Annotated in this window: 10 protein-coding genes and 1 riboswitch; all 10 genes read right to left on the bottom strand. The window is 64.4% G+C overall.

The window, feature by feature from the left end:
* Positions 1–10: 10 nt before the first annotated feature.
* The 10 genes from eat to ACFSDX_RS21635 all read right to left on the bottom strand — a co-directional run bounded on the left by eat (position 11) and on the right by ACFSDX_RS21635 (position 12,779).
* Positions 11–1,330: an ethanolamine permease gene (gene eat / locus ACFSDX_RS21680; RefSeq protein ID WP_382317409.1), complete on the bottom strand. Its 1,320-nt coding sequence runs from the start codon at positions 1,328–1,330 to the stop codon at positions 11–13.
* Positions 1,331–1,460: 130 nt separating this feature from the next.
* On the bottom strand, positions 1,461–2,528 hold the full coding sequence (locus tag ACFSDX_RS21675) for an ABC transporter ATP-binding protein (RefSeq protein ID WP_382317407.1): 1,068 nt from the start codon (positions 2,526–2,528) through the stop codon (positions 1,461–1,463).
* Positions 2,529–2,707: 179 nt separating this feature from the next.
* A complete protein-coding gene (locus ACFSDX_RS21670; protein ID WP_382317405.1) occupies positions 2,708–3,778 on the bottom strand; it encodes an iron chelate uptake ABC transporter family permease subunit in 1,071 nt (356 codons plus the stop codon).
* On the bottom strand, positions 3,775–4,926 hold the full coding sequence (locus ACFSDX_RS21665) for an ABC transporter substrate-binding protein (protein ID WP_382317403.1): 1,152 nt from the start codon (positions 4,924–4,926) through the stop codon (positions 3,775–3,777). The genes ACFSDX_RS21670 and ACFSDX_RS21665 overlap by 4 nt, the downstream gene beginning before the upstream one ends.
* Positions 4,927–5,017: 91 nt before the next feature.
* A riboswitch (cobalamin riboswitch) is annotated at positions 5,018–5,224 on the bottom strand.
* A 178-nt stretch (positions 5,225–5,402) separates the two neighbouring features.
* The gene (kduI, locus tag ACFSDX_RS21660) at positions 5,403–6,233 is read right to left on the bottom strand and encodes a 5-dehydro-4-deoxy-D-glucuronate isomerase (protein WP_382317401.1); all 831 of its coding nucleotides are present in this window, start codon (positions 6,231–6,233) and stop codon (positions 5,403–5,405) included.
* A gap of 141 nt (positions 6,234–6,374) precedes the next feature.
* The gene (locus tag ACFSDX_RS21655; protein ID WP_382317399.1) at positions 6,375–7,145 is read right to left on the bottom strand and encodes an SDR family NAD(P)-dependent oxidoreductase; all 771 of its coding nucleotides are present in this window, start codon (positions 7,143–7,145) and stop codon (positions 6,375–6,377) included.
* An 85-nt stretch (positions 7,146–7,230) separates the two neighbouring features.
* Entirely contained in the window at positions 7,231–9,141 is a 1,911-nt protein-coding gene (gene acs / locus ACFSDX_RS21650) for an acetate--CoA ligase (protein WP_382317397.1), read from the bottom strand.
* Between the two features lie 164 nt (positions 9,142–9,305).
* Positions 9,306–9,674, bottom strand: coding sequence for a response regulator transcription factor (locus tag ACFSDX_RS21645; RefSeq protein ID WP_382317395.1), 369 nt, complete (start codon positions 9,672–9,674; stop codon positions 9,306–9,308).
* 2 nt (positions 9,675–9,676) lie between these two features.
* Positions 9,677–12,529 carry an ATP-binding protein gene (locus ACFSDX_RS21640; RefSeq protein ID WP_382317392.1) on the bottom strand — a complete coding sequence of 951 codons (2,853 nt, stop codon included), beginning with the start codon at positions 12,527–12,529 and terminating at the stop codon, positions 9,677–9,679.
* 34 nt (positions 12,530–12,563) lie between these two features.
* Complete coding sequence (locus ACFSDX_RS21635; RefSeq protein ID WP_382317390.1) at positions 12,564–12,779, bottom strand: hypothetical protein; 216 nt, start codon at positions 12,777–12,779, stop codon at positions 12,564–12,566.
* Between the last annotated feature and the right edge of the window lie 78 nt (positions 12,780–12,857).

The following is a 12,857-nucleotide window of genomic DNA, read 5'->3' as shown; positions in this document are numbered from 1 at the left end:
GTACTTTAAGCTAAGCCTTTTCAGAACTGTCTTCTACTCGCTGCCCCAATAATCGATACAGCACCGCCGCTAAGACCAAGCCGGCCAAAAACACCCCGCTCAGCCGCAAGTTATTGTACACCAGCGTACCTAGGCTTACCAACGTCAGCAGCAGCGCCACGGCCGGCACCAGCGGGTAGCCCGGCACGGCGAAGGGCCGCGCTAGCCCCGGCTCGCGGCGACGTAGGGCGAAGAGGCTGAGCAGGCTCACCCCGTACATCACTAGCGCGCCCAGCACCGAGAGGATAATGACTTGGTCAGTGCGGCCATAGACGACTGCTGCCACACCCACCGCACCGCCCGCCACCAGCGCCCAGTGCGGCGCACCCCGACCATTGAGCCGCGCCAGAAAGCCCGGCAAATAGCCGCTTCGCGCCAGCGCAAACACCTGCCGCGAGTAGCCGATAATGGTGCCGTGAAACGAGGCCACCAGCCCAAACAATCCGATGCTGGCGAAGAACTTGGTCCACGGGCTGGCTGGGCCCAACACCCGGGCTAGGGCCTCGGGCAGGGGGTAATCGAGGTGGGCCAGCTGGCGCCAGTCGGGCACGGCGCCACCCGTGAGCACCATTACGCCCAGGGCCAGCAGCACCAGTGTGCCCAGGCCGTAGCCATAGCCCAGCGGCAGGGTGCGGCGGGGCTCCTGCACTTCCTCGGCCACCATCGCCACGCCCTCGATAGCCAGGTAAAACCAGATGGCGAACGGCAGCGCCGCCAGCACCCCCGACAGCCGCAGCGGCACCGGATGCGCCAGAAAATTGCTCACCCGAAAATGCGGAGCCATAAACCCCATAAACACCAGCAATTCGGCCACCGCCAGCACTGTGACTATCAGCGAGAAGGTGGCCGACTCGCGCATCCCGCGCAGGTTTACCAGGGTGAACACTACGTAGCAGCCCAGCGCCGTGCCCAGCACCGGCACCGCCGGCCACAGAAAATGCCCATAGCTGCCCAGCGCCAGTGCAATGGCCGGCGGCGTGAGCAGGAACTCAATCAGCGTGGCGTAGCCGGCCACCAGGCCGCCCCACGGCCCCAGCGCCCGGTGCGCGTAGGCAAACGGCCCGCCCGCCTGTGGAATGGCCGTGGTCAGCTCCGTAAAGCTGAGGATGAAGGTGATGTATAGCAGCGTAACGACCAGCGTGGCCACCAGCATACCCACCGGGCCGGCCTGCTCCCAACCGTAGTTCCAGCCAAAGTATTCGCCCGAAATCACCAGGCCCACGGCAATGGCCCACAGGCCCAGCGGCGTCAGGGTTTTCTGGAGGCTAGGGGCGGCAGAATGCTCGGGCATGGGGCTAGCGCTGAGTGACGAAGCGCTAAGGTCAGCCGGGTTCGGTCATTTTGGGTTGGGGAGCGCGTGTTTTTTCACCGAAGAAGACGCGGAAGGTTTCGCGGACGGGCGCGGAGGCTGAATGACGGACCTAGGGTTTGCGTGGGTGGTATTGCGTCCGCAGGCCCGCCAAAAGCCCTTGTACGGTGTTATATACCTGCTGCTTACCGTCAATCTCGCTCATCCAGCGCCCGCCGCCGGGCGCTTCGCTCACGGCCACTTGGCAGGGCGCGGCGGGGCTGGTAGTCAGGGTGTAGCCAGCGCGGGTCAGGGCGCGGCGCGTCCAGAAGGCGGCGGGGCCCTCCCCTACTACTTGCACAGTCGGGCCCTGCGCCGCGTGCAGCGGAAAGGTGCCGGTGGCGGGGTCGAAGGCCAGTCCGTCGCGGGCGAAGGCGGCGGCAAACGTGCCGCTGAGTACTAGGTCTTCGGGGGTGCCGGCGTGCAGGCGGCCATCGGCGGGCAGCAGCCAGATGCGGTCGGCGGCTTGCAGGGCCAAGTCGAGCTCGTGAGTCGAGAGCAGGATGGCTTTGCCCAGCTGGCGGGCTAGGCGGTGCAGCAAGCGCATGAGGCTCACGCGGTTGGGCAGGTCGAGGTGGGCGGTGGGCTCGTCGAGCAGCACCACGGGCGTATCCTGGGCCAGGGCGCGGGCCAGCAGCACCTTCTGGCGCTCGCCGTCACTGAGCTCGCCCACTGGACGAGGAGCAAATGCCGCAGTGCCAGTGGCCGCCAGGGCGGCCTGCACCTGGGCCTCATCATGGGCTGAGAGGCTGCCCAGCCAGCCGGTATGCGGGTGGCGGCCTAGGCGCACTAATTCCAATACAGTGAGGCCACTAGCCTCCACCCGGTCGGTGAGCACGATGCTGAGCTGCCGAGCCCGCGCCGCCGCGCCTAGGTCAGTTAGCGGCGTGCCACCCAGGTCGAGGCGGCCGGCCAGCGGCGGCTGCAAGCCGGCCAGCGTCCGCATGAGCGTCGATTTGCCGGCCCCGTTGGGTCCCAGCAGGCATACCAATTCGCCGGGGCGCAGGGCCAGCGATAAGGGACCGGCGATGACTTTGGTCGCCCGGCCGCTGGTACGGTAACCGATGGTCAGGTCTTTCGACGTGAGAAGGGGAGCAGCGTATTCGTGCGGGGAAACAGACAAGTTATCGTTTTCGGTCATATAGGACTTATGCAAAAATCGTTTGTCATTGCGAGCGAAGTAATCCCCCCTGAGCGGCTCGTCCTAATGCGATTGCTTCGCTTTGCTCGCAATGACAAACGATTTTTGCGGTTCTATTAACGAAAGCTACATCTGTCATGCTGAACGCAGGGAAGCCTGACCGCACTCAATTCCCGCCCTCACACCCGCATTCCTTTGCGGCGCAGTACCACCCACAGCACCACCGGCGCCCCCAGCAGCGAGGTTACGATGCTCACCGGCAGCGCTGCTTGGCTGCCGGGCAGCTGCGTGAGGCAGTCGCAGAGCAGCATGAGAGCCGCGCCAGCCAAGCAGGCGGCGGGCAGCAAAATTCGGTGGTCGGCAGTGCCGAGCAGGCCGCGCACCAGGTGCGGCACCGCGATACCGATGAAGCCAATCGGCCCGCAAAAGGCCGTGATGCTGCCCGCCAGCAGGCTCGTGCTGGCAATGGTGAGCGTACGCGAGCGGCCCACCGTGAGGCCCAGGCTGCGGGCGTAATTTTCGCCCAGCAGCAGCGCATTCAGCGGCTTGGCCGAGGCAAAGGCCAGCAGCAGCCCCGCCCCCACGGCCAGCGCCAGCACCGCCAACTGCGGCCCCACCACGCCCCCTAGGGAGCCAAACGTCCAGAGCAGGTACTCCTGAATTTGCTCGGGGGCGCTGAAGTATTGCCACAAGCTTACGATGGCCACCGACAAGCTGCTTATCATCATGCCCACGATGAGCATCACCACGTTGTCGCGCACGCGGGCCGAGAGGCCCAGCACCAAGGCCATTATGAGCCCCGCGCCAGCGGTGGCGGCCGCCACCAGTGCCCAGCTGCCGCCCAGCCCCAGCTGCCGGATGACGTAGACGCTCGCCGCGCTGCCGCCCGCCAGCAGCAGGGCCGCCACGCCCAGGCCCGCCCCCGCCGAAATACCCAGCACCGACGGACTAGCCAGGGGGTTGCGAAACAACGTCTGCATTTGCAAGCCGCTCACCGCCAAGCCGCTGCCCACCAGCACGGCTGTCAAGGCCTTGGGCAGCCGAATCTGGTTGACGATAAACGTCCAGGGGCCCGGCTCGGCGGCGCGGGCGAAGAGGATGCGTACCACCGCCGCCGGCGGAATCCGCACCGACCCTAGGGCAATATCGAGCACGAAGCACCCGACCAGCAGCCCGGCTAGGCCGAGCAGCCAGGCGGCCGGGCGCCGGGCCGCGCCCGCCACCGGCAAGGGTCGAGGGGAGGTACTCACTTTAGCTTTTGGTAATAATAAAGCTGCCGGCCGGGCAGCAGCGCCGGGTGCAGTATTTGGATTAAATCGCCGAGTACCAGGTCGGGCCGCACTGCGCCCGATTCCCAGTAGTCGTTGGAGCCCTGGGCGTTGGTGCGGCGGTTGTTGTTGTAGAGCTGGCCGGTTTTGAAGGGGCGAAACGCGGCGAAGCGCGCATCCTGGGTCACCACGGCAGCCTTGGTCGTGAGGGTGCCGGTGTGTAGCCAGTAATCGGCGGTGAGGGCCACGGGCGCCACGGCTTCCACCGTGAGGGGCAGGCTACCGGTGGCCTTCACGCCGGCCCAGTGGTAGGCGCCGCCCGCATCGCGCAAAAACTGCGTCATATAATTGCCGGCTTCAGGCACGTACCACGTATCCTTAAACGGCAGATTGACAATGACCTGCGGACGCTTGGTTTGCTGGCGGACCAGCGCGGCCAGGCGCTCGTATTCGCGGGCTATTTGGTCGAATTTCTGGTTGGCCAGTGCCTCTTTGTCGAGCAGGGCAGCCAGCACTTTCACCCACTCAGCGCGGCCCAGGGGGGTCGTTTCGACCCACTCCGAGTTGAGCAGCACCGGGATGCCGGCCTGCTGTAGGGTTTGGTATTTGCGCAAGCCCTCGCCGGGCCAGCCGGTAGCCATTACCAGGTCGGGCTGATGCGCGATAAGTAGCTCATTATTCAGCTCGCGGCCATCGCCCACGGCAAAAATTTTGCCCTGCGCTATGCGCTGCCGCACCGGCACGGCCGACACGTATTGCAGGCTCCCGAGCCCCACCAGCACGTCGCTGGCACCTAGGAAATCGGCCAGCGCCACGTGCAGCGACGACAGCCCCACCAGGCTGCGAATGGGCGTTTCGATAACCTGGCTGGCCACAAAACCAGCCGGGTGCGCCCGGCCGCGCGGCACCAGCGCGTAGCGCGTAGCCGTGGTCTGCTGGCCCGAGGGGCTGAGGATGGTCAGCACCTTATACCCGGGCAAGTACTGAATAGTGAAGCCCTTGGCGTAGCGCACTGTGGTGCGTGCCAACACCTGCGGCGTGGCCCCAGCCCGTTGCGGCACAGCACGCGATGCGGCCGCCTGGCCAGCGGCCCCTAGGGTACTCGCCAGCACCAAGCCAGCCAGTAGCAAGCCCGCGTGAAGCGAAGAAAAAAAGCGGCCTCGACCCAACCGGCCAGGCGCAAAAGCATGAGTCATGGGCGAGCCTTTCTGCCGAAAGCTGTGGCGGTGAAGTGGCGTGGCAGGTCTTCTGGCTTCCCCACCGGCCGAGGCCTTCCCAAGCTGCCGGGCAGCTCAGTGGCACTACTTTTCGGCCGGCTTGGTGCGCGGGGTTACAGCAGCGGAGACTGCGCCGGACTCGCACCGGCTTCCCTTTTAAAACCCGCCTAGGTGTTACCCCAGGCCGGCTACCATTCCGCGAGCAAAGGTACTGGACAATTGCTGCGTCGGGTTTTTGCTACTGGCAAGCCTAGGTAGCCAGCACCAACGCCTACCCCTCTGCTGGTGCGAAGCAGAAAAGTAGGCGTTGGTGCTGTGCCGTGGACGCTACGCGTCCGCACGTGGGTAGCCAGTTGACTCGCGGACGCGCAGCGTTCACGGTACACGCCCTACCGTAAATCGGCCAGCGCCACTTGGTCCATGTCGGTATATTCCAAATTCTCACCCGCCATGCCCCAGATGAAGGCGTAGGCCGCCGAGCCGCAGCCGGTGTGGATAGACCACGGCGGCGACAGAATGGCCTGCTCGTTGCTCACCCACAGCGGGCGCGTTTCCTGGGGCTCGCCCAGCATGTGCAGGATGCGCTGGCCGTTGTTCATGTTAAAGTACAGGTACGCCTCCATGCGGCGGTCGTGCACGTGCGAAGGCATGGTATTCCAGACCGAGCCGGGCTTGAGCTGGGTGAGTCCCATCACGAGCTGGCAGCTGGCGAGGCCTTCGTTGAAGATGTACTTGTAGATGGTGCGCTCGTTGGCGGTTTCCATCGCGCCCATTTGCACGGGCGTGGCCTCGGCCTGGGTGCGGCGGGTGGTAGGATATTCCTTGTGCGCGGGCGCCGAAAGCAGGTAAAATTTGGCCGGCTCGGCCGCGTTCAGGCTTTTAAATTCGACCTCCTTGCTGCCCTTGCCCACGTAGAGGCAGTCCTGGTTACCTAGGTCGTAGGTGGTGCCATCGACCACAATCTGGCCCGCGCCGCCCACGTTGAGGGCGCCCAGCTCGCGGCGCTCCAGAAAGAAATTAGCCTTGAGATTATCGGGGTTGGGCAGCGGCAGGCTGGCCTCGGTGGGCATGGCGCCGCCCACTATCATGCGGTCGTAGTGGGTGTAGGTCAGCTCGATGGCGCCGGGCGTGAAGATATTCTCAATCAGAAAATGCTCGCGCAAACCGGTGGTATTCAGGCCGGCGGTTTCGCGGGGGCCAATGGCAAAGCGTTGTTTCATAAATCGCAGATTTAGCGGATTTAACGGATTTCGCAGATACGCCCGCCTGCGGCGGGCTGACTGGCTCTTGGTAAGGAGAATTTTACTTTTAGTGAGATGGGGCCGCGCGTGCTGGTGCTGGTGCTGGTGGCTACTTTAGGCTTAGCGGCCCATCCAGCCGCCGTCTACGGTGAGGATGGTGCCGTGCACGTAGGCGCCGGCCTCGGAAGACAGGAACACTACCGGGCCTTTGAAGTCGGCAGCTTCGCCCCAGCGGCCGGCCGGAATGCGACCTAGGATGCTGGCCGAACGGTCGGGGTCGTTGCGGAGAGCCTCAGTGTTGTCGGTGGCGATGTAGCCGGGTGCGATACCGTTCACGTTCACGCCTTTGCCGGCCCACTCGTTAGCCAAGGCCTTCACTACCGAGCCGATGGCGCCCTTGCTAGCCGCGTAGCCCGGCACATTGATACCACCCTGGAAGGTGAGCAGCGAAGCCGTAAAAATAATTTTGCCCGAGCCCTGCTTGAGCATTCGGCCGCCGATGGCGCGGGCCAGTCGAAAGGGTGAGTCTAGGTTGATAGCCAGCACGTTGTCCCAATCCTCATCGGAATGCTCGGCGGCGGGCGCGCGGCGAATGGTGCCCGCGTTATTTACTAAAATATCAATCTGCGCAAAGTCAGCCAGCACCTTTTCGGTAAAGGCGTCGGCGCTGGCGCGCTGACTGAAATCGGCCTGATAGGCGTGGAATTGCCGACCTAGGGCGCGCACCTGTCGGCCGGTTTCGCCACCATCGGCGGCCATCGTGGCCGATACGCCAATGATGTCGGCGCCCGCCTCCGCGAGACCTAGGGCCATGCCCTGGCCGATGCCGCGGTTGCTGCCAGTGACTAAGGCGATTTTGCCGTCGAGGCGAAAGAGGGAATCTACACTCATGGGGTGGCGGGGAAGTAAATCGATTGTGCCAAAAGTAAGAACGCCGCCCGGAGTCCGGGCGGCGTTCTTGAATTTAAATCAGGGCTTATTTCTTGCCCGCCACAATCTCTTCCACTACCAGCGGGTCGAGCAGCGTGGTGGTGTCGCCTAGGTTCGTGGTTTCGCCCTCGGCTACCTTGCGCAGGATACGGCGCATGATTTTGCCCGAGCGGGTTTTGGGCAAGCCGCTCACCAGCTGTATCTTATCGGGCTTGGCGATGCGGCCGATGTGGGCCACCACCGACTCGATGATGCTGCCTTCCACGCGCTGGCGGTCGAGGTCGTTGTCGGGCAGGCCATTGCGGCAAATGACGTAAGCGTAGATGCCCTGGCCCTTCACGTCGTGAGGGTAGCCGACTACGGCGCTTTCCACCACGTCGGGGCTTTCGTTGATGGCGCTCTCGATTTCGGCGGTGCCGAAGCGGTGGCCACTCACGTTAATCACGTCATCGACGCGGCCGATGATGCGGTACAGGCCCGCCTCGTCGCGGCGGGCGCCGTCGCCGGTGAAGTAGTAGCCGGGGTAGGGTTGGAAGTACGTTTGGCGAGCGCGCTCGTGGTCGCCCCAGGTGGTGCGGATGACGCCCGGCCAGCTCGCCTTAATGGCCAGGTAACCTTCCTGGTCGTTGCCTTCCAGCTCGCTGCCATCCTGGGCCAGCAGCACGGGCTGCACGCCGGGCAGCGGCAGGCCGGCGCGGGCGGGCACGCTGGGCGTGATGCCGGCCAGGGCCGAAATCATGATGCCGCCGGTTTCGGTCTGCCACCACGTGTCCACGATGGGGCAGCGGCCCTTGCCCACGTGCTGGTGGTACCAGTGCCAGGCTTCTTCGTTGATGGGCTCGCCCACCGACCCTAGGACGCGCAAGCTGCTGAGCGAGTAGGCCAGCACGTGGTCGAGGGGGTACGCCATGAGCGAGCGGATGGCCGTGGGCGCGGTGTAGAAAATCGAGACGTGGTGCTTGTCGATGACCTCCCAAAACCGGCCCGGCGAGGGGTAGGTCGGCACGCCCTCGAACATGAGTGAGGTGCTACCGCTCAGCAGCGGCCCGTAGAGCAAATAGGTGTGGCCGGTCACCCAGCCAATGTCGGCGGTGCACCAGTAAATGTCGTTTTCCTCCACCTGAAACACGTTTTGGAACGTGTACTGCGCCCATACCATGTAGCCGGCGGTGCTGTGCACCACGCCCTTAGGCTTGCCGGTGCTGCCGCTGGTGTAGAGGATGAAGAGCGGGTCCTCAGCCTTCATTTCGACGGCCGGGCAGGCTTTGGCCACGCCCCGCACCTCGTCGTGAAACCAGATATCACGGCCTTCCTGCATAATCACCGGCCAGCCGGTGTGCTCTATCACCAGCACGCCGCGCACGCCGGGGCAGGTTTGGAGGGCGTCGTCGACCACGCCTTTCACGGGTATTTGCTTGGCACCGCGGTTCAGGCCGTCGGCCGTGACCACGAAGGTGGCGTCGGCGTCGTTCACGCGGTCGGCAATGGCCGAGGCCGAGAAGCCCGCAAACACCACCGAGTGCACCGCCCCAATGCGGGCGCAGGCCAGCACCGTCACGGCCAGCTCGGGTATCATGGGCATGTAGATAACGACGCGCTCACCCTTCTGCACCCCGTTGTTGAGCAGCACGTTGGCCATCTGGCACACCTGCTCGTGCAGCTCGCGGTAGGTCAGGCGGATGTGGCGGTCCTTAGGGTCGTTGGGCTCGAAAATGATGGCCAGCTTGTTGGCGCGGGTGGCGAGGTGGCGGTCGAGGCAGTTCTCGGTGATGTTGAGCGTGGCCCCGTCGAACCAGGTGCTGGTGCCGGCCGGCGAAAACTCGCCGCCGCGCACGGTGTCCCATTTTTTACGCCAGGTAAATTCTTCGGCCACGTTGCCCCAGTACATATCGGGGTGCTCCGCGGCCTGCTGGTAGGCGGCGTTATATTCTTCGAGGGTGCGAATGCGAGAGGCCATGGTAGGGGTTGGTTGGGAATTTGAAAGTGAATGGTATAAGACGGTCAAAGCCGTCTGTCATGCTGAGCTTGTCGAAGCATCTCTACCGCTTCGTTGTTAACGTAAAAAGTTACTGCGTCACGCAAGATGCTTCGACAAGCTCAGCATGACGACCGTTATCTAGCCTAGTTAATAACCAGCAGCTCGCGGACTTTTTCCATGAGCTGGCGGGTGCTGAAGGGCTTAGCAATGTAAAGGTCGGCCCCCGCCGCGTAGCCCTGCTGCACGTCGGTGGGCTGGCTTTTGGCCGAGAGAAACACAACCTTGGTGGCGGCCCGAGCCGCGTTTTCCCGAATGGCGCGGCACACCTGGTAGCCGTCCACGTCGGGCATCATCACGTCGAGCAAAACTAGGTCGTAAGGCGTTTGGGTGATGGCGGCCAGGGCCTCGGTGCCGTTGCGCGCAATGCCGACCTGGTAGCCGTTTTTGCGCATCAAAAATTCGAGCGACATCACGATATTGGGCTCATCATCAACAATTAGGATAGCCGGCATAATTAGGCAGAATAAGAAGGACTAAATGGCGCCGCGGCGCGCACCGGCGCCACCAGCGGCAGCTCCACGAAGAAGCGGGCGCCCTGCTCGGGCGCGCTCTCGACCCAGATGCGACCCTGGTGCAGCTCGACCAGCTTTTTGGTGATGGCCAGGCCTAGGCCCGAGCCCTCGGGCTTGCGCATGTTCTGGTGCTGAGCCTGAAAAAACTTATCAAAAATCTGGTGGTGCTCGGCCGAGGCGATGCCCTTGCCGTTGTCCTCCACGCACAGCAGCAGGGCGTCGGCGGCGGGCCAGGCCAGCAGCCCGATGCGGCCCGTGCCACCCGGTGGGCAGGCCTTCACGGCGTTACTCAGCAGGTTGATGAGCACCTGCATCAGGCGGTCGCGGTCGGCGGGCAGGGGCGGCAGCTCGGCGGGCACGTCGAGGTGCAGACTGATGCCCTTGGCGCGGGCGAGCTGGCCCACGGCCTCGGCGGCCTCGGCGGCTACCTCGGCCAGCGCCACGGGCGTGCGCACCAGCGTGGCCTGGCCGCTCTCCAGTTTTTCGAGGTCGAGAATCAGGGAAATGAGGCGCGTGAGGCGCTCGGCCTCGCGCCCAATGGTGAGCTGAAACCGCTGCCGCTCGGCTTCCTCTAGGTCGGGGTTATCGGCCAGAATTTCGGCCAGCGCCCGGATGCTGGTGAGCGGCGTGCGCAGCTCGTGCGTCACGGTGTACAAGAACTCATCCTTCTGCTGGTCCAAGGCTTGTAGCTGCTGGTAGGCCTGGCGCAGCTCGTCGGTGAGGCGCTGGAGCTGCCGGCTCTGCTTGTGCAGCTGGCGGTTGGCTTCGAGTAGCTGCTGGCTTTCCTTGAGAATACCCACCACATTATCGTAGCTGATTTGCTCTTCGCCGGCCACCGAGGCCAGCAGCAGCCGCGCCGAGGCCGGCCCTAGGGTGCCGGCGAGCAGCTTTTCGGCGTAGAGCAGCAGGCGCGGGTCGGCGGGGGTGAATTGGTGAGGTGGTGAGGTAGTGAAGGAGTGAGCTACTGGCGGCTCCGCGCTGGAAGCTTCCTGAGAATTGCTCCTTGGTACTTGCTCATTGCTCATTGACAACGCATCGGGGAAGCGCTGGGCAAACGCCTGCAAAGCTTGATTGGTCCGCTTCTTACCTAGGAAGCCGAGGAGCAGCGCGCGCACATCGGGCAGCAGCGGGTGGCCCGGCCAGCCGGCCACTTCCTCGGCCAGGCTGCGGCGCCGAAACACGTCCACAAATACGTCGGCCTGGCGCAGCTCGAGCGCGCTCGGCGGCCAGGCCAATGACGCGCCCACGTAGAGGCCGATGTTAAAAAACCAGCTCCAGAACAAGCCGTGCGACAGGTAATCGAGCCCTTCCAGCCCCAGCAATGCGCCGGGCCGCAGGGCGCTGATGCCCCCTACCCCTTCGCTCAAAATGGATGTGGGCAGCCGGCCCGGCCCCACCACCGTGGGCACTACCAAGGTAAAAAACCACACTGCAAACCCCGCCAGCAGCCCCAGCGTGGCCCCGCGGCGGGTGCCACCCTTCCAGTAAAGGCCGCCCAGCACGGCGGGCACAAACTGCGCCACCGCCGCGAAGGACACCAAGCCGGTATTGACCAGCGGCAGTTGCCGGCCTACGGCCACGTAGTAGCCGTAGGCCAGGGCCAGCACCAGCACCACGGCCCCGCGCCGGCTTTGCAGCGCCACCCGCCCTAGGTAGGCAAAGCGCCGCGGCTGCCCGCCCGCCCGGCCCGACACCTCACGCACCAGCAGCGGCATCAGCAAGTGGTTGCTTATCATCACGCTCAGGGCCACCGCCTCCACGATAATCATGCTGCTGGCCGCCGACAGCCCACCCAGGTAGGTGAGCAGCGCCAGCCACGAGTGGCCCGTGTCCAGCGGCAAGGCTAGCACAAACGTGTCGGCATCGAAGCCGCTGCTGCCGAGGCGCAGCATTCCGCCGAAGGCAATGGGCAACACGAAAATGTTGATAATGAGCAGGTAGAGGGGAAATAGCCACATGGCCTTGCGCAGGTGGTCCTCGGACACGTTTTCGACCACGGCCACCTGAAACTGGCGCGGTAGCAGCAGCACCGCCGACATGCTGAGCACCAGCAGCGTGCCCCACTCGGCACTGCTGGTGCCGGCGCCGTGCAGGGTGAAGAGCCGGGCCAGCGCCGGCACCGCGGCGGCTTGGTCAAACACGTCGGCAAAGCCGTGAAACAGCCCGAACGTGACAAAGCCGCCCAGCACCAGAAAGGCCAGCAGCTTCACCAGGCTCTCGAGGGCCACGGCCAGCACCACGCCCTCGTGCCGCTCGGTGGCCTCCACCGAGCGCACCCCAAACAGGATGGTGAAAACCGCCAGCGCCCCCGCCGTAAACAACGCCGCCACGCTGGCCTCGACCCGCCCGCCGCTACCCACCAGCACCACGAAAGAGCCCGATATAGCTTTGATTTGCAAGGCAATGTAAGGCACCACGCCCAGCACGCATACCGCCGTCACGAGGGCCCCTAGGGCGGCGCTCTTGCCGTAGCGGGCCGAGATAAAGTCGGCAATGGAGGTGAGGCGCTGCTGCCGGCACACCCGCACTATTTTGCGCAGCACCAGCCACCAGGCCGGGGCCAGCAGCGCCGGCCCCAAGTAGATGCCCACGAAGCTGAGCCCCTGGTGCGCGGCCCGCCCCACCGAGCCATAATACGTCCAGGCGGTGCAGTACACGGCCATGCTCAGGGCGTACACGTAGGGGTTGGCGACCAGGCTTTGGCGGGTGGCCGACCGGCGCTCGGCGGCGTAGGCCACGCCGAAGAGCAGGGCCAGGTAGCCGAAGGAAAAGCCGATAACCAACAATTGATTCACCGCAGTAGCTGGGTTGCCGGGGCGCGCCCCGCGTTTAGGAAGTCTTGCTGACTAGCCAGCCAGTGAGGCTGATAAGGAGGGCCCAAATGAGCAGAATATACCAGTACAGCACCGGCACGCCCGCCACCCGCCCCCCGTGGTCGACTAGGGCCAATAAGGGAAAATTGAGTAGCACCCCAAACAGCACCGCCACGAATAGCAGCCGCTGGCCGCGCGAGCGCTCGGCCGGAGAGGTATGGTCTTCTTTCATCTTGTTTTAGCTTTCTAGAAGGCTATAAGGTGGAAACAGCGCTGCACTCACCTTAACCCAAAAACCCGCCAGGCAACG

The sequence above is a fragment of the Hymenobacter bucti genome, from assembly GCF_042681145.1.
Lineage (GTDB): Bacteria > Bacteroidota > Bacteroidia > Cytophagales > Hymenobacteraceae > Hymenobacter > Hymenobacter bucti.
Note: the sequence above shows the minus strand (reverse complement) of the source record. Positions and strands in the feature narration are given on the sequence as shown.